Origin of the sequence: Jeotgalibacillus proteolyticus (assembly GCF_050107735.1) — a bacterium.
Classification (GTDB): domain Bacteria; phylum Bacillota; class Bacilli; order Bacillales; family Jeotgalibacillaceae; genus Jeotgalibacillus; species Jeotgalibacillus proteolyticus_A.
On record NZ_JBNILO010000002.1, the window covers coordinates 312,556 to 329,856 of the forward strand.

14 protein-coding genes are annotated in these 17,301 nt (G+C 40.6%); all 14 read left to right on the top strand.

What is annotated here, in order from left to right; genetic code table 11:
• Positions 1-15: 15 nt before the first annotated feature.
• The 14 genes from miaB (at position 16) to ACQCT8_RS04425 (ending at position 17,286) form a co-directional block, all read left to right on the top strand.
• The gene (miaB, locus tag ACQCT8_RS04360) at positions 16-1,560 is read left to right on the top strand and encodes a tRNA (N6-isopentenyl adenosine(37)-C2)-methylthiotransferase MiaB (protein ID WP_426868776.1); all 1,545 of its coding nucleotides are present in this window, start codon (positions 16-18) and stop codon (positions 1,558-1,560) included.
• The gene (locus ACQCT8_RS04365) at positions 1,560-1,991 is read left to right on the top strand and encodes a RicAFT regulatory complex protein RicA family protein (protein WP_278239076.1); all 432 of its coding nucleotides are present in this window, start codon (positions 1,560-1,562) and stop codon (positions 1,989-1,991) included. Before miaB ends, ACQCT8_RS04365 begins: the two co-directional genes overlap by 1 nt.
• Positions 1,992-2,461: 470 nt before the next feature.
• Positions 2,462-3,982: an aldehyde dehydrogenase gene (gene adh / locus ACQCT8_RS04370; RefSeq protein WP_426868778.1), complete on the top strand. Its 1,521-nt coding sequence runs from the start codon at positions 2,462-2,464 to the stop codon at positions 3,980-3,982.
• Positions 3,983-4,134: 152 nt separating this feature from the next.
• Positions 4,135-4,485 (top strand): hypothetical protein, encoded by a 351-nt coding sequence (locus tag ACQCT8_RS04375; protein WP_426868779.1) that lies wholly within the window; start codon positions 4,135-4,137, stop codon positions 4,483-4,485.
• A 283-nt stretch (positions 4,486-4,768) separates the two neighbouring features.
• Positions 4,769-6,034, top strand: a complete 1,266-nt coding sequence (locus ACQCT8_RS04380; RefSeq protein WP_426868781.1) for an MFS transporter — start codon at positions 4,769-4,771, stop codon at positions 6,032-6,034.
• A gap of 71 nt (positions 6,035-6,105) precedes the next feature.
• Positions 6,106-6,648, top strand: a complete 543-nt coding sequence (gene cotE / locus ACQCT8_RS04385; protein WP_426868783.1) for an outer spore coat protein CotE — start codon at positions 6,106-6,108, stop codon at positions 6,646-6,648.
• Positions 6,649-6,982: 334 nt separating this feature from the next.
• Positions 6,983-7,258, top strand: a complete 276-nt coding sequence (locus ACQCT8_RS04390; protein ID WP_426868785.1) for a hypothetical protein — start codon at positions 6,983-6,985, stop codon at positions 7,256-7,258.
• Between the two features lie 103 nt (positions 7,259-7,361).
• Positions 7,362-9,944, top strand: coding sequence for a DNA mismatch repair protein MutS (mutS, locus tag ACQCT8_RS04395; RefSeq protein WP_426868787.1), 2,583 nt, complete (start codon positions 7,362-7,364; stop codon positions 9,942-9,944).
• Between the two features lie 27 nt (positions 9,945-9,971).
• Positions 9,972-11,837 (top strand): DNA mismatch repair endonuclease MutL, encoded by a 1,866-nt coding sequence (gene mutL, locus ACQCT8_RS04400; RefSeq protein ID WP_426868789.1) that lies wholly within the window; start codon positions 9,972-9,974, stop codon positions 11,835-11,837.
• 205 nt (positions 11,838-12,042) lie between these two features.
• Positions 12,043-12,261: a hypothetical protein gene (locus ACQCT8_RS04405; protein WP_426868791.1), complete on the top strand. Its 219-nt coding sequence runs from the start codon at positions 12,043-12,045 to the stop codon at positions 12,259-12,261.
• Between the two features lie 128 nt (positions 12,262-12,389).
• Positions 12,390-12,947 carry a glycerol-3-phosphate responsive antiterminator gene (locus ACQCT8_RS04410; RefSeq protein WP_426868793.1) on the top strand — a complete coding sequence of 186 codons (558 nt, stop codon included), beginning with the start codon at positions 12,390-12,392 and terminating at the stop codon, positions 12,945-12,947.
• A 169-nt stretch (positions 12,948-13,116) separates the two neighbouring features.
• Positions 13,117-13,995 carry an MIP/aquaporin family protein gene (locus tag ACQCT8_RS04415; RefSeq protein WP_426868795.1) on the top strand — a complete coding sequence of 293 codons (879 nt, stop codon included), beginning with the start codon at positions 13,117-13,119 and terminating at the stop codon, positions 13,993-13,995.
• Positions 13,955-15,445 carry a glycerol kinase GlpK gene (glpK, locus tag ACQCT8_RS04420; RefSeq protein ID WP_426868797.1) on the top strand — a complete coding sequence of 497 codons (1,491 nt, stop codon included), beginning with the start codon at positions 13,955-13,957 and terminating at the stop codon, positions 15,443-15,445. Before ACQCT8_RS04415 ends, glpK begins: the two co-directional genes overlap by 41 nt.
• A gap of 161 nt (positions 15,446-15,606) precedes the next feature.
• A complete protein-coding gene (locus ACQCT8_RS04425; RefSeq protein WP_426868799.1) occupies positions 15,607-17,286 on the top strand; it encodes a glycerol-3-phosphate dehydrogenase/oxidase in 1,680 nt (559 codons plus the stop codon).
• The last annotated feature ends 15 nt before the right edge of the window (positions 17,287-17,301 follow it).

A 17,301-nucleotide genomic window follows, 5' to 3' on the forward strand; every position in this document is an offset into this window, starting at 1 on the left:
AAAGGGGATTTTCTCATGAACGAAGAGCAGCGTCTTGCAGGGCAACAGGCCTCCGTGACACCTGCCAAGGGCAAGCAAGAAAAAGACTATAGTCAATATTTTCAAACAGTCTACAGCCCGCCATCTTTGAAGGATGCAAAAAAACGTGGAAAAGAAGAAGTAAGTTATCATAAAGATTTTAAAATTGATCCTGAATTCCAGGGAATGGGAAAGGGACGCAAGTTTTATATCCGCACATATGGATGTCAGATGAACGAACACGATACGGAAGTAATGGCAGGTATCTTTGAGCAATTAGGCTACGAACTTACCGATTCAACGGCGGATGCAGATGTAATTTTACTGAACACATGTGCCATCAGGGAAAATGCTGAAAATAAGGTTTTCGGAGAAATTGGACATTTAAAACCGCTCAAGCTCGAACGTCCGGACTTAATCATCGGCGTGTGCGGATGTATGTCTCAAGAAGAGTCAGTAGTAAACAAAATTTTAAAAACACATCAGCATATAGACATCATTTTCGGAACACATAATATTCATCGTCTGCCTAACATTTTAAACGAAGCATATATGAGTAAAGAAATGGTTGTTGAAGTCTGGTCTAAAGAAGGGGACGTCATTGAGAACCTTCCACGAGTGCGCAAAGGCGCCATTAAAGGCTGGGTTAACATCATGTACGGCTGTGATAAATTTTGTACGTACTGTATCGTGCCTTACACCCGCGGAAAAGAACGCAGCAGACGTCCTGAGGATATCATTCAGGAAGTACGCCATTTGGCTTCACAGGGGTATCAGGAAATTACACTGCTCGGCCAAAACGTCAATGCGTACGGAAAAGATTTTGAAGATATGACGTATGGCCTTGGCCAGCTGATGGATGAGCTGAGAAAAATTGATATTCCTAGAATCCGCTTCACAACAAGCCACCCTCGCGATTTTGATGATTATCTGATCGAAGTATTAGCAAAAGGCGGCAATTTGGTTGAACACATTCATTTGCCGGTACAGCACGGTTCTTCCCAGATCTTAAAGCTAATGGCGAGAAAGTACACACGGGAGCACTTTATCAATCTTGTGGGCAAAATTCGTGAAGCGATTCCAAATGCTGTTCTCACGACTGATATCATTGTCGGCTTTCCAAATGAAACGGAAGAGCAGTTTGAGGAAACCCTCACATTGTATAAAGAAGTTGGCTTTGAAACAGCCTTTACTTATATTTATTCTCCGAGGGAGGGAACACCCGCTGCTAAAATGGAAGACAATGTTCCTATGGAAGTAAAGAAAGAACGTCTGCAGCGATTAAACAATCTGGTAAATGAGATGTCCAATGCAGCTCTTAAAAAGCTTGAAGGTCAAGTGATGGAAGTATTGGTTGAAGGGGAAAGCAGAAAAAATCCCGATGTGCTCTCAGGTTATACTCGAACAAGTAAACTTGTGAATTTCGTCGCACCTAAAGAGGTAGTTGGACAATTAGTAAAAGTAAAAATAACGGATGCCAAAACCTGGAGCCTGAATGGTGAAATGGTAGAAGTGGTTAAGCCGGCTGAGGTGAATGTATAATGGAACAGCATTATTCAAAAAAAGAAATTATTGCAAAGGCGAAAGACCTTGCAAAAATGATTACCGCTACTGAAGAAGTTGACTTCTTTAAACGGGCTGAAGCGCAAATTCAGGAAAATCAAAAAATAAGAGAGAAAATTGCAAGTTTGAAAAGTCTTCAAAAGCAGGCAGTGAACTTTCAACACTATGGCAAACATGAAGCTTTAAAAATGATTGAGGCTAAAATTGATAAAATCGAAACAGAAATTGATGAGATTCCGATCGTTCAGGAATTTAAGCAGTCTCAAATCGAAGTAAATGAGCTCTTGCAAATGGTTGCAAACACGGTATCCAACTCTGTTACGGATGAAATTATCCGTCAAACAGGAGGAGATATCTTAAAGGGTGAAACTGGGGCACAAGTACGCCGAGGTGGAACCAGCTGTTCATAACCTGAATAGGACTGACGCAATCCTTGAAAAGAGGTTGGGACAAAACTCAAAAAAGTTTTAAAAATGAGTATATATTTATTAGTAGTATTAGGTGAGCGAAGCGGAAGGCGGCGACTGCAGGATATGACGGCAAGCTGAGACTTTACAGAGCAAGGCTCTGAAAAGTCTCAGCGCCGTCCCAGTGGAAAGCGTCTGACTAAAGCGAAGTGAACCGGTCGTAGAGCTTGGGACCCTTTTGTCCCAGGCTCTTTTTACTATGAACTACACTACGTATAGAATCTATAGCTATAAAAGTCAAGAATCTTCATTGCTAGTAAATACTCACTTAAAGTTTCTGAAAATTGACAATGATTTGATAGTTTGATACAAATGGAATAGAACAGATTAATCAATTTACCTCCAAATGAAAACGTTTACAAAAAATGAAAGGAGCATAAACAGTAATTAATATTAAAAAAGGAGCTGTCAAAATGACTTATGCAAATCCAAATACTGAAGGTTCGATCGTTCAATTTAAAGAGAAGTATGATAATTACATAGGCGGGGAATGGGTGTCACCAGTTAAAGGGGAATACTTTGAAAACCCTTCTCCTGTTAACGGCAAAGCGTTTACCCAGGTAGCAAGATCCACAGAAGAAGATATTGAAAAAGCATTGGATGCTGCTCATGCTGCTAAGCATTCCTGGGGAAAAACATCAGTAACAGAACGCTCCGTTATTTTAAACAAAATTGCTGATAGAATGGAAGAAAACCTGGAAATGCTTGCTGTTGCTGAAACATGGGAGAATGGCAAAGCAGTAAGGGAAACGCTAAATGCTGATATTCCATTGGCTATTGATCACTTCCGTTATTTTGCTGGTGTTATTCGAGCGCAGGAGGGAAGCATTGGAGAGATTGATGAGGATACGGTTGCATATCATTTCCACGAGCCGCTTGGAGTAGTAGGGCAAATTATTCCATGGAATTTTCCGATCTTAATGGCAGTATGGAAATTAGCCCCGGCGCTCGCTGCAGGAAACTGTGTGGTGCTGAAGCCGGCTGAACAAACTCCTGCTTCAATCCTATTGCTGATGGAACTGGTCGGTGATTTACTGCCGCCGGGAGTTGTCAATATAGTAAATGGATTTGGTTTGGAAGCGGGAAAACCGCTGGCATCCAGTAAACGAATCGCTAAAATTGCCTTTACAGGTGAAACAACTACTGGAAAAATGATTATGGAATATGCTTCAGAAAATCTGATCCCTGTTACACTTGAACTTGGAGGCAAATCTCCAAATATTTTTTTCAAGGATATTCTCGAAGAAGATGATGAATTTGCTGATAAAGCTGTAGAAGGTCTATTGATGTTTGCTTTAAACCAGGGCGAAGTATGTACATGTCCATCTAGAGCTCTAATACATGAGGATATTTTTGATCGTTTCATGGAAAAAGTAATTGAACGTGTTAAACAGATTAATACTGGAAATCCCCTTGATCCAAATTCAATGATGGGCGCTCAGGCTTCTGTGGAACAAATGGAAAAGATACAGTCGTATCTTCAAATTGGTAAGGATGAAGGGGCTGAAGTGCTTGTAGGCGGAGATATAAACAGGCAGGAAGGTGAAAATGCTGAGGGGTATTATATTCAGCCGACAATTTTTAAAGGGGATAATAAAATGAGGGTCTTCCAAGAAGAAATATTTGGCCCGGTTTTATCCGTAACTACCTTTAAAACAGAAGAAGAGGCGATGGAAATCGCAAATGACACACTTTATGGCCTTGGATCCGGAATCTGGACACGTAATATTAATACAGCCTACCGATTTGGCAGAGGGATTCAAGCAGGCCGGGTTTGGACGAACTGCTATCACCAGTATCCTGCTCACGCTGCTTTTGGAGGATATAAAATGTCAGGGATCGGCAGAGAAAATCACAAGATGATGCTTGATCACTACCAGCAAACCAAAAATATGCTCGTGAGCTACAGCCCGAAAAAGCTGGGATTCTTTTAAAATAAAACAGTAGACCTGGAGTTTTGCAGGATACTGCGGATCAAGTAGTTTTGCAGATCTAAATTAAATGCTGCTATTCAATTTAGTAAGCGTTTTAAATAGCTTGTAAAGGGTATTTAACTAGAAATAAGAGGTGGAAGGAAGATGAAGAGATGCTAAATCATTTACAAGCTTATTTTAAAAGTGAAAATGACGCTGAAACCGCGCTCATGAAACTTCAAAGATTGAACATCAGTGATTCAAGAGTAGATGCAATTCCTGACGATGATAACGACCGGCTATTCATCGTACCTGCATTCAACCTTTCCTCTGCAGGTGGAAATGCTGCTAACGCAGGCATGGTGTCGAGGAATCACCAGAATGATGATAATCAGTCCTCACAAGGCTTTACTCATATTCTTGAATTTAAAGTGGCAGCTGAAGAAACTGATGAAGCATTAAAGGTTTTGGGTACAACTGATGCTCATGTGGATGAAAAAGCTGTGCAGGGTTTTAATGAGTAAATAGAAACGAAGAAAAAAATATAAAGAGTGTCTTATTGGATTTTTTCATAAGACACTCTTTATTTATGTTCATTTACAAGTTGATTTATTAGGGTCAAACTTCGGAAGTTACTCCAAACGAATAGTGCGTGTCCCTCAAAAGCTGAGCTCAAACTGCGTTGTTTATAATATTAAACACTGATTAAATATAAATTTAGATAAATTGAGAAAAAAGGGCTGACTAAGCAGAAAAATAAGGTAAACTATTTAGGGGTGCGAAATAAAAGAAGCTGGAGCAGCAAATATGAATTGGTTAAAAAATGAAGCATTAAGAGTACGCAGCTATAATTCAAATGTAAAAATGTTTTTACTTGCAACAGTTTTTTTGCAAATTGGCTTAGGTATGTTTATGGTAATTTATAATTTTTATATAAGGGAACTGGGCTATGATGATGCGGTAAATGGAAAAATTATTTCCGCTATGTCCTTAGCTACTGCCCTGGTATTACTCCCCGCGGGTCTTTTAAGTGACCGGATCGGCAGGAAAAATATAATGATAGCCGGAACATTTATCACGGCTGGAACATTGTTTTTCAGAAGTTTTGTGCAAGTGGAGGATTTTCTGGTATGGGGCGCTTTTGCTACAGGTCTTTTTACAGCTTTTATCCAGGTTTCAGGTGTCCCCTGGCTTGCTGAAAATTCTACTAAAAGTGAACGTGTTCACTTGTTCAGTATTCATTTTTCGATCATGACAGCATCACAAGTAGCAGGCAGTTTGATTGGAGGCGGATTGACTGATCTTTTTCACCTTGTTCTGGAATGGAGCTCTCTAGACAGTGTGAGATGGTCGCTTTTTGCAGGTGCTGTATTTTTCACATCAGCTATTTTTCCTTTTTTAAAAATGGTTGAGCTTCCTGCTGAAAAACAAATTGTTATCCATTCAGCAGGTGAATTATCAATAAGAAAACAAGAGAAAAGAGATAATTTCAAGCTCATTGCTTTATTTGCCATTGCTCAGCTTTTGATTGGATTTGGCTCAGGTCTGGTCATTCCGTATTTAAATTTGTATTTTGCAGATCGTTTTAATGCATCCCCTTCTTATATAGGAGTTATTATTTCGGGCGGCCAGGCAATGACTGCCGTTGCCATTTTGATTGGACCAGTGGTGGTCAAAAAAATAGGAGAAATTAAAGCGCTGGTAATCCTCCAGCTGCTGTCGCTTCCTTTTCTATTGCTTACAGCATTTACAGAATCTCTCTTAGTGGCTTCATTAGGCTTTTTATTCAGGCAGGCTTTGATGAATGCAGGAAATCCCATTCAGACTTCTTTAATGATGGAGATGGTCGGGGATGAGTATAGAGGACTGGCAAATTCCATTAATCAAATGGTCTTTAATCTTGGGTGGGCGACAATGGGGCCTGTGTCCACAGGCATCATTCTTATTTATGGCAGCTATTGGGGATACGCGTGGGTCTTCACCCTTACATGCGGACTGTATTTAATTTCTTCTCTGTACTTTTTATTTACTTTTACCATGCTTTCCAAACGAAAGCAAACAAGTTTATTTTAAAAATTATAGGTTTTCGCACATCTCCTGAACTTTCAGCATAGGATAAAAGGAAATGAAAGGAGGCCGCATGAATGTCGGAGTACAGAGAAATTATTACAAAGTCCGTCGTGGCCAAGGGCCGAAAATTTACGCAATCCCATCACACCATTCACCCGCCCCATCGTCCAACGAGTATTTTAGGCTGTTGGATCATCAACCATAAATATGAAGCAAAAAAAGTGGGGAAAAAGGTTGAGGTCTACGGCACATTTGATGTTAACGTCTGGTATTCGCATCACGACAATACCAAAACCTCAGTAGTCATTGAGAACGTCTCGTATAAAGATACAATCAAGCTGAAGTACAGAGATCCGGATTATTATGACGACAATGAAATTATCGCACGAGTTCTGCAACAGCCGAATTGCCTTGAAGCCTCTATCTCGGATTGTGGAAGCAAAGTTATCGTACAAGTTGAACGGGAAATTGTGGTGGAATGCGTAGGGGAAACAAAAATGTGTGTCATTTTCCATCGTGACGGCATGGAAGAAGATTGGGACCACGATATTGACGATGACGAGATCGACGAAATCAAAACGGATTTTCTAGGTTTTGAAGATTCAAAAAGGCACTAAATCAGGTGAGCTCTCACCTGATTTTTTTTATTTCCTCAATAAATCCAGAGCAAAGGATTTTTACGTTCTTTAAGCGGTTCACCTCAGTCGGAAATTTTCATCAGGGATATGAGTTCAAGCCTTTTTATATACTAGGCTTCCAGCATTTCAATCAGATATCATATTTTGGTGAATTGGCCGCTTTATGCTCAGCTCTCTTCGTACTATAAGGAAATTTTGTTCATCTTTTAAAATTTTGCCCCAACCTCCTGTATTTCCTAAACGCATTTTATTCTTCAGGTTTTTACCTGGCGATTAAGTGATACATATAAATTATATGGAAGGAGACGGTATTATGGTGAAGAGCAGTATGATGCTTTTTATTGCAGCATTTTTTTTGATTTCTTTTGCAGTTCTGGTGCTTATTCATTATTCGGTTCAATTTAAAATCGCTCCCATGCTGCAGCCATTGCTAACGGTATTACTTGGACTTTTATCGGGATTTATGGTCATTACACTATTTTCTTTGGATTTTAGTTTTTTTGCTGGTATACTGCTGCTGATTGGCATAGGCATATCGTTTTTCTCGTTCTGGTTCGCCAAAGCTGTCATTAAATCTCCTCCTGTTTAATTTTGTGGATGAGCTGTTACATATATGGCGGGATGAGTTTAAATAGCGGAATATGCTATACTGATAGCATGATAATTGAAGAGATCGGAGAGACCAATAAAGTATGAAAACTTATACACCTATGATTCAGCAATATCTTAAAATAAAGGCAGAAGTACCGGATGCCTTTTTATTTTTTCGTCTTGGAGATTTTTATGAGATGTTCTTTGATGATGCCCTTCGTGCGGCGAGAGAACTTGAAATTACGCTGACAGCCCGTGATGGTGGAGTAGAAGAAAAAATTCCAATGTGCGGAGTACCCCATCATGCAGCTTCAGGTTATATAGAACAGTTAATCGAAAAAGGATTTAAAGTAGCGATCTGTGAGCAGACGGAAGACCCGAAATTGACCAAAGGGGTTGTTAAAAGAGAAATCGTTCAAATGATTACTCCGGGTACCGTTATGGAGTCAAAAAGTTTGCTTGAAAAGGAAAATCACTATCTTGCTGCATTAACTGGGTTTGAGGAAGGGTCGTTCAGCATTGCCTATCTAGATCTTACAACAGGTGAATCAAAAGTTACGATGATTGATACAGCAATAGAAGCGGTAAATGAATTAGTTAATATTAAACCGAGAGAAGTGGTTTTGGCTCCAGATGAAGACCCCTTAATTGAAAAGGGGCTTAAAGAAAGAAATATCCATTCATTGTCCATTATGGAAAGCTGTCATAAAGAAGATTCATTTGATTCCGTTCTTAAAGAATTAAAACAGGAAAAGCTGGTTATAAGTATGTGCCGGCTGCTTCATTATGTATCATCGACACAAAAGCGTTCACTAGACCATCTGCAGGCAGCCTCTTCGTATCAGATTGATTCATATTTAAGAATGGATCCAAATTCAAAACGGAATCTTGAGCTTTCTGAGACGATCAGGGGCAGCGGCAAAAAAGGTTCCCTTGTCTGGCTGCTTGATGAAACCATGACTGCCATGGGGGCGAGGATGCTGAGGCGATGGATCGACCGGCCGCTTGTGAACACTAAGCAGATAAATGAACGGTTATCGATTGTTCAGGGACTGATGGATTCATATTTTGAGAGAGAATCGCTTAGAGAATCTTTAAAAGAAGTATATGACCTTGAACGTCTCGCTGGCAGGGTTGCTTTTGGCAATGTAAGTCCTAGAGATCTTGTGCAGTTAAAAAAATCCTTGCAGCAGGTTCCGGTAATTAAAGAAACGCTCAGCGAAATGGATCATACAGAAAGTGTGCAGTTAGCTCAGGCACTGGATCCTTGTAGGGAGCTTTTAGCGCTTTTGGATTCTTCCATCATGGAACAGCCGCCTCTTACGATAAAAGAAGGCAACTTTATTAAAGATGGCTTTAACGCCGAACTGGATCAGTTTCGTGATGCAAGCAGAAACGGAAAAACCTGGATTGCTGAATTAGAGCAGAAAGAACGGAAAAAAACAGGAATACGCTCATTAAAAATCGGCTATAACCGGATTTTTGGCTATTATATTGAAATTACAAAAGCCAATTTGGGAGCTCTGCAGGAAGGTATGTATGAACGAAGACAGACGTTAACAAATGCTGAGAGGTTCATTACACCCGAATTAAAAGAAAAAGAAGAGCTGATTCTTCAGGCGCAGGAGCGTTCTACAGAGTTGGAGTATCATTTGTTTCTCGATATTCGAGAGACGGTAAAAAAAGAGATTCCAAGACTTCAGAAGCTTGCACTTGAAATAAGCCGGCTTGATGTATTGCAATGTTTTGCCACGATCAGTGAAAACAGGCACTACGTGAAGCCATCTTTTAATACTGAAAGAAAAATTGACATTATAGACGGCAGACATCCCGTTGTGGAAAAAGTAATGGATGCCCAGGAATATGTTCCAAATGATTGCAAAATGAATCCCGATTGTGAAATGCTTTTAATCACGGGCCCTAACATGTCAGGTAAGAGCACATACATGCGTCAGGTTGCGCTAACAGCAATACTTGCTCAGATCGGCTGCTATGTACCTGCTGCTCAAGCAAATCTGCCTATCTTTGACCGTATCTTTACCAGGATCGGTGCAGCAGACGATCTTGTTTCAGGACAAAGCACCTTTATGGTTGAGATGCTTGAAGCGCAGCATGCAATAGCCAACGCTACACAGGACAGCTTAATTTTGTTCGATGAAATAGGGCGAGGGACCTCCACGTATGATGGCATGGCGCTGGCCCAGGCCATAATTGAACACGTCCATAACCATATAGGTTCCAAAACGCTGTTTTCCACCCATTATCATGAACTGGTGGATTTATCTGATCAACTCCACAGCCTGATGAATGTTCATGTTGCTGCTGCAGAACAAGATGGTCATGTAGTCTTTTTGCATAAAATAAAACAAGGTCCAGCAGATAAAAGTTATGGTATTCATGTAGCTCAATTAGCTGATCTTCCGGATTCACTCATAAACCGTGCCAACGAGCTGCTTGCGGGATTTGAAGCTGTCCCTCATGCAAAAAAGGAAACTGTAATCAAGGAAGAGCAAGAAATAGGACAGCTGTCATTATTTCAAGAACCTAAAAATAGAAAAAACAAAAAAACAAACAGTGTACAGCACGAGATTTTAAAGTTGAATGTACTCGAAATGACGCCGCTTGAGGCCTTGAATGAACTTTATCGGGTACAAAAAGTGGCTAAAAACCTAGTGGAAAAATGAATGGGCTGTAAAGGAGGCTGAGAGCTTATGGGGAAAATACGTCAGCTGGACGAAGCACTGGCCAATAAAATAGCAGCTGGAGAAGTAGTAGAACGTCCGGCATCGGTAGTGAAAGAACTCATTGAAAATGCTGTGGATGCAAATGCCACAATTATTGAACTGGATCTTGAAGAAGCTGGCTTGTCTTCGATCCGCATTAGGGATAACGGAGCGGGCATCGAAAATGACGAAGTGCTCCTCGCCTTTTCCCGCCATGCCACAAGCAAGATTAAAAATGAACATGACTTATTTCGAATTCGCACACTTGGTTTTAGAGGAGAAGCTCTGCCGAGTATTTCGTCTGTATCTAAAATTGAAATCCACACGTCTACAGGCGGTATAGGTACGTTCATTAAAATGCAAGGCGGTGAAGTACTAGAACAAAAGCCTGCTTCTTCCAGACAGGGAACAGATATTTTGGTCTCAGAGCTGTTTTATAATACGCCTGCCAGATTAAAATATTTAAAAACCGTACACACAGAACTCGGTAATGTGACAGATATTGTGAATCGCATAGCGTTGTCACATCCCGAAATTTCCTTTAGATTGCGCTATAATGGCAAAACGCTGCTTCAAACGAACGGCAAAGGTGATGTCAGGCATGTTATTGCCGCAATATATGGGATGAATATAGCCAAAAAAATGCTACCTTTCGAAAGTGAATCACTTGATTTCCAGGTAAGCGGGTATGCCGCCCTTCCTGAAATCACGCGTGCTTCCAGAAATTACATCTCCATTCTTGTTAATGGACGTTTTATCCGTAATTACGCGATCACACGTGCCATTCAAGCAGGCTATCATACCCTGCTGCCAATCGGACGTTACCCGATTGTTCTGCTTTCAATCAAGATGGATCCGCTGCTTGTTGATGTAAATGTTCATCCCTCCAAGCAGGAAGTGCGATTCAGCAAAGAGGCTGAACTGATTCAGCTTATAACGGATACGCTAAAGAAATTGTTTCAAACTAAATCGCTTATTCCAAGTGGAGAATCTGATAAACCAAAGAAACACATCCCAACGTCTGAGCAAACTGCTTTTTCATTTCAAGAACCTGCTCAGCGGCTGCCTGACAGGGGTTCTATGCGTCCTTTGCATGATGTAAGCAGTCAACAGGATACTGGGCAAGAAGATCGAATCAGGGAATCACAGCCTGTAATTTCAAGTACTGAAACAACTGCACCAGAACATGAAGTAAAACAGGATTCAGCTCAAATAGAGATACCCGCAACACAATTAAATGAATTTCCCCAAGAAGAGGATCAACAGCAACCGAGGGTTCCACTTCTTGAGCCGATCGGCCAAATGCACGGAACATATATTCTGGCACAGAATGAAGACGGTTTGTTTATCATTGACCAGCACGCTGCACAGGAAAGAATCAAATATGAATATTTTAAAAAGAAAGTAGGTATTGTTCAGTCAGAGCTTCAGGATTTATTAGTTCCTTTAGTCCTGGAGTTTTCAACAGATGAACGTATAAAAATACAGGAGTACAAACAGGATTTGGAAGCTGTCGGAGTGTTTCTTGAAGAATTCGGGGGAAATGGCTTTATTGTCAGAGGGTATCCTACATGGTTTCCCTCTGGAGATGAGAAAAAGATTATTGAAGAAATGATCGACGAGCTTCTTCAAATGAAAAAAGTAGACGTGGGGAAGCTGAGAGAAGAAGCGGCAATACTGATGAGCTGCAAAGGATCGATCAAAGCCAATCATTATCTGCGCAGAGAAGATATTCAGCAGCTGCTAGGGGATTTAAGAAAAACAGAAGACCCTTTTACTTGTCCGCACGGAAGACCAATTATCATTCATTATTCCACTTATGAAATGGAAAAAATGTTTAAACGGGTAATGTAAAAGGTGAAATGTCTCATAATGGATTCGGCATCGGATAGAACCGGGTGCAGAAGGCTGAAATCCGTTTTTTCAGCCTTCTTTACATTTCTAGAAGCTTCCTTGTCTAGAGGCGGCTTCTTTTCTAGAAAACAAGTCATGAAATGCTTACAATGATCATATATTGGGTAATTAATAAACAAACTGAATAATAAAAAGGGGGCAGTAAATGTTATTCCCTGCAGGAATGATGAGAAAGTTAACAGTAATGTTCATTTTTCTGGCCGTTTTTTCTACTGCAATTTATTACGCTGCCTCAAGCCATGTAAATCGTCTTACCTCAGCATTTTTAATTTTATCCATTGTTTCATTTTTTGCATTAATAATTCTTGGAATTTCTTCTATAGTCCGCTCCATAAAGCCGGATCATAAAAATGAATATTTATAAAGCGGTGTTGTGAACACGCTATGTAACTGCAGGGTGTTATCTCTGCAGAAAGTAATAAAAAACAGCATTAAAAATAGTTTGGCTGATCACTTACATTATTAAAAAGTGGTCGTGAAGGAGGAAAACCTATGCCTTTTGAAGGGCAGCAGATATTACCGGCTATCCGGTCTATGAAGGATTTTGACAAAATGCTTAAATTTTCCTTTCGCTACGGTGTGTTTTTGGATTTGCATGTCAATATGCTGAAAAGTGTATTTGATTATTCCCGTTCAGAGGGAAAGGAAATGTTTTTACATATGGATTTAATACAAGGCCTGGCAAATGATGAGTATGCCTGCGAATTTATCTGCCAAACAATCAAACCCTATGGCATTATTTCTACGAGAAGCAATGTGATAAAAAAAGCTAGACAGTTAAATGTAAAAGCTATTCAGCGCACTTTTGTAATCGATTCCAATGCTCTTTTAAGGAGTGTTCAGCTTATTCAAAAAACAGATCCTGATTACATTGAACTTCTTCCCGGCGTGGTTCCCAAAGTTATTGAGAGAATAAGAGAGAAAACCGGAAAGCCTATCATTGCGGGAGGACTGATCGATACGCCTCTTGAAGTTGAACAGGCAATATCTGCGGGGGCGTGCGCTATTACCACTTCTTCTCAGCAGCTGTGGGATTATTTTTCCAAGTAGTTTAATAGAAAAGTTGTTGACAGCGTTTTCAAAACTTGTTAAGGTGTAGACAAGTTAATGATGCGTGAAGAGACGAAGAGACTCACATGTACTTTTACACCTGCAAAGGAAAAAGTCTGTGAGTCTCTTTTATTTTTCCCGTTTCAAATCTAACAACTGGAGGAATAATATGAGTACATTTATTGCTGAAATAATAGGTACCGCTATACTCATCGTTTTCGGAGGAGGGGTGGTGGCCAATGTCAATCTGAAAAAATCACTGGCGTTTGAAGGCGGATGGATCGTTGTCGCATTCGGCTGGGGTTTAGGAGTGGCTATGGCAGTTTATGCAGTAGGGCAGTTTAGCGGAGGGCATTTCAATCCTGCTGTGACTCTCGGACTGGCTTTTAACGGAGATTTTGAATGGTCAGGCGTCCCAGCTTATATTTTTGCTCAAATGATTGGAGCAATCATCGGTGCTGTGATTGTATGGCTTCATTTCCTGCCGCATTGGAAGGTTACAGAGGATCCGGAAACAAAGCTTGGTGTTTTTTCCACAGGTCCTGCCATTCCGCATTTTTTCTCTAATTTGCTTAGTGAAGTCATTGGAACATTTATACTTGTTCTTGGGATTTTATCCATTGGAGCAAATGAGTTCACAGAAGGACTGAATCCCTTTATAGTCGGAATGCTGATTGTAGCAATAGGCCTTTCATTAGGGGGAACCACCGGATATGCAATTAATCCGGCAAGGGATTTAGGACCTAGAATCGCTCACTTTTTTCTTCCGATTGCAGGAAAGGGAAATTCCAACTGGGGGTATTCATGGGTTCCTGTATTAGGTCCGGTTTTAGGAGGATCATTAGCCGGTGTATTCTATAAAACTATTTTTACAGGAGAGCACACAATCTGGCTTTGGATTGTCTTACTCGCTACCATTGGTTGTTTATTACTAGCCTTGATGGTTGATAAGAAAGAAACACAAAGTGAAAAAAATGAGCAGTTATCTGCTAAGGGGGACTCGGAAAATGGAGACGTACATTTTATCGCTGGATCAAGGAACGACTAGCTCAAGAGCCATTTTATTCAACAAGAAAGGTGAAATAGTAAAGATTGCACAAAAAGAATTTCAGCAGATTTTTCCAAAACCGGGCTGGGTAGAGCACAATGCGAATGAAATTTGGGGCTCAGTCCTATCGGTAATCGCCTCTGTATTGTCAGAATCAGGGGTTTCTGCTAAACAAATTGAAGCGATCGGTATTACAAATCAGCGTGAAACAGCGGTAGTGTGGGATAAGGATACTGGTGTGCCTGTACATAATGCAATCGTATGGCAATCCCGTCAGACCGCAGAAATCTGCGAAGAACTGAAGAATAAAGGATTGAATGACACATTTAGAGATAAGACAGGCTTGCTGATTGATCCTTATTTTTCAGGAACTAAAGTAAAATGGATTCTCGATCATGTAGATGGTGCAAGAGAAAAAGCGGAAAATGGACAGCTAATGTTCGGAACCATTGACACATGGCTAATCTGGAAACTTTCCGGAGGAGAAGCTCATGTAACCGATTATTCAAATGCTTCACGAACACTTATGTATAATATTTATGATCTTAAGTGGGACGATGAACTCTTGGAAATCCTCGGAGTGCCGGCATCTATGCTTCCTGAAGTTAAGCCATCTTCAGCGGTTTATGGAAAGACAGTCGGCTATCACTTTTTTGGAGAAGAAATCCCAATTGCCGGAGCAGCAGGAGATCAGCAGGCAGCACTTTTTGGTCAAGCATGCTACGAAGAGGGAATGGCAAAAAATACTTACGGCACCGGATGCTTTATGCTGATGAACACGGGTGAAAAAGCGGTTGTTTCTGATCATGGATTATTAACGACGCTTGCCTGGGGAATAGACGGCAAAGTAGAGTACGCTCTAGAAGGCAGTATCTTTGTAGCGGGTTCCGCTGTTCAATGGCTGAGGGATGGAATGAGGATGCTGAAAACTGCTCCTGCGAGTGAAGAGTACGCAAGTCGTGTAGAGTCGACCGAAGGAGTGTATGTAGTGCCTGCGTTTGTTGGGCTCGGCACACCTTACTGGGACAGTGATGTAAGAGGCGCCGTATTTGGTTTAACAAGAGGAACTTCTAAAGAACATTTTATTCGTGCCACTCTTGAGTCTCTTGCTTATCAGACTAAGGATGTACTCGATGCAATGGAGAAGGATTCGGGTATTAAACTCAACAGGCTCCGTGTAGATGGCGGGATGGTTAAAAACGACTTTTTGATGCAATTCCAAAGTGATATGCTTCGCGTGCCGGTAGAGTGTCCGGTAATTAGTGAAACGACAGCTCTCGGAGCAGCTTATCTTGCCGGACTGGCAGTAGGTTACTGGAAGAGCAGACAAGAAATTGATGATATGTGGAAAATTGAAAAGGATTTTGATCCCGATCTTGAAAATGAGCAGAGTGAAGAGCTTTACGCCGGCTGGCAAAAAGCAGTCAAAGCAGCTATGGCTTTTAAATAAAAACTGCTTATGGTATAGTGTAAACAAGTTAATAAATGGGTAGAGATGTAGAGAGGCCTGAATTCATTATGAATAAAATTGTTCATAATGATTTTAGGTCTCTCTTTTTCTATACACTGGGTAATTCATACTGCAATCAGGAAATTTAAGGAGGATTTATAATGACAAATTTTTCAAGTGTAAATAGAGAAGATCAACTTAAAAAATTAAACCAGGATCTGTACGATATAATCGTGATCGGTGGAGGAATTACAGGAGCAGGAATTGCTTTAGATGCTGCTTCAAGGGGAATGAAAGTAGCCGTTATTGAAATGCAGGATTTTGCTGGGGGAACATCAAGCAGATCGACGAAGCTTGTACATGGCGGCCTTCGCTATTTAAAGCAGTTTGAAGTAAAGCTGGTTGCAGAGGTAGGAAAGGAACGCGAAATTGTGTATGAAAACGCAGCTCACGTTACGACACCTGAATGGATGCTGCTGCCCATTCACAAAGGGGGAACCTTTGGGAAATTCAGTACATCTGTAGGCCTTCGTGTATATGATTATCTTGCTGGAGTAAAAAAGCAGGAACGCAGAAAGATGCTGAGTGCGAATGAAACAACACAAAAAGAACCGCTGATTAGAAAAGACGGGCTTAAAGGCGGCGGATATTACGTAGAATATCGTACAGATGATGCAAGACTAACGTTGGAAATTATTAAAAGAGCAGCCGAATATGGAGTCGATTTCATCAATTATGTGAAAGCAGACCGTTTCATCTACGATAATAAAAAAATTACAGGAATTGAAGCAATCGATCAAATTTCGGGTAATGCATTCACCATTAAGGGGAGAAAAGTTGTGAATGCAGCAGGACCATGGGTGGATGATGTGCGGGATAAGGATTATTCCAAGAATGCGAAACAGTTAAAATTAACAAAAGGAGTCCATCTTGTGCTGGACCAATCAGTATTTCCTTTAAAGCAAGCGATTTATTTTGATACGCCGGATGGCAGAATGATGTTTGCAATACCTCGTAATGGCAAAGCTTATGTAGGAACAACTGATACATTTTATGATAATTCCAAGGATACTGCGAATCCTAAGATGACAGTAGAAGACCGTTCCTATATATTGGACGCCATCCATTACATGTTTCCTGAAGTAAGCGTATCTGCAGAAGATGTGGAAAGCAGCTGGGCTGGGGTGCGGCCGCTAATATATGTAGAAGGTAAAGATCCTTCTGAAATTTCCAGAAAAGATGAAGTGTGGGAGCATGACAGCGGCCTCATTTCAATTGCAGGAGGCAAATTAACCGGATACCGTAAAATGTCAGAGCATGTAGTAGATCTTGTTTCAAAAAGGCTGCAAAAAGAAACCGGAAAACAGTTTGGAAAGTGTATAACCGTAAATCTTCCGTTATCAGGTGCTGATTTTGGAGGCTCAAAAAATTATACCGCCTTTGTTGAAAGTAAAGCAGAAGAAGCGGTGCAATATGGATTAACAAGAGAAGAAGGAAAACAGCTGGCTGCTTTTTACGGCACAAATGCTGATAAATTATTTTCTCTTGCTCATGCTGCCAGCGCAATGAATTTCGATGCTCCTATGACACCGGCAGTTTATGCTGAAGTGGTTTATGCTATTCAGGAGGAGATGACCGTTAAGCCGGTGGATTTCTTTATCAGAAGAACTGGCAGGTTGTATTTTGATATAGATTGGGTAAAAATGTATCAGGAACCGGTTATGCAGCTAATGAAAAACCTATTAAAATGGGATGATGAAACGTATTATGCTTATCAGGCAGAGCTTGAAAAAGATATTCATGATGCTATCATACCGTTTAATTTATCTGCAAAATCCTAAACGGGGGTGGTTTTG

Coding starts and splice junctions, on each gene's coding strand:
- miaB (WP_426868776.1), top strand. CDS start 16: ATGAACGAAGAGCAGCGTCTTGCAGGGCAACAGGCCTCCGTGACACCT.
- ACQCT8_RS04365 (WP_278239076.1), top strand. CDS start 1,560: ATGGAACAGCATTATTCAAAAAAAGAAATTATTGCAAAGGCGAAAGAC.
- adh (WP_426868778.1), top strand. CDS start 2,462: ATGACTTATGCAAATCCAAATACTGAAGGTTCGATCGTTCAATTTAAA.
- ACQCT8_RS04375 (WP_426868779.1), top strand. CDS start 4,135: ATGCTAAATCATTTACAAGCTTATTTTAAAAGTGAAAATGACGCTGAA.
- ACQCT8_RS04380 (WP_426868781.1), top strand. CDS start 4,769: ATGAATTGGTTAAAAAATGAAGCATTAAGAGTACGCAGCTATAATTCA.
- cotE (WP_426868783.1), top strand. CDS start 6,106: ATGTCGGAGTACAGAGAAATTATTACAAAGTCCGTCGTGGCCAAGGGC.
- ACQCT8_RS04390 (WP_426868785.1), top strand. CDS start 6,983: ATGGTGAAGAGCAGTATGATGCTTTTTATTGCAGCATTTTTTTTGATT.
- mutS (WP_426868787.1), top strand. CDS start 7,362: ATGAAAACTTATACACCTATGATTCAGCAATATCTTAAAATAAAGGCA.
- mutL (WP_426868789.1), top strand. CDS start 9,972: ATGGGGAAAATACGTCAGCTGGACGAAGCACTGGCCAATAAAATAGCA.
- ACQCT8_RS04405 (WP_426868791.1), top strand. CDS start 12,043: ATGTTATTCCCTGCAGGAATGATGAGAAAGTTAACAGTAATGTTCATT.
- ACQCT8_RS04410 (WP_426868793.1), top strand. CDS start 12,390: ATGCCTTTTGAAGGGCAGCAGATATTACCGGCTATCCGGTCTATGAAG.
- ACQCT8_RS04415 (WP_426868795.1), top strand. CDS start 13,117: ATGAGTACATTTATTGCTGAAATAATAGGTACCGCTATACTCATCGTT.
- glpK (WP_426868797.1), top strand. CDS start 13,955: ATGGAGACGTACATTTTATCGCTGGATCAAGGAACGACTAGCTCAAGA.
- ACQCT8_RS04425 (WP_426868799.1), top strand. CDS start 15,607: ATGACAAATTTTTCAAGTGTAAATAGAGAAGATCAACTTAAAAAATTA.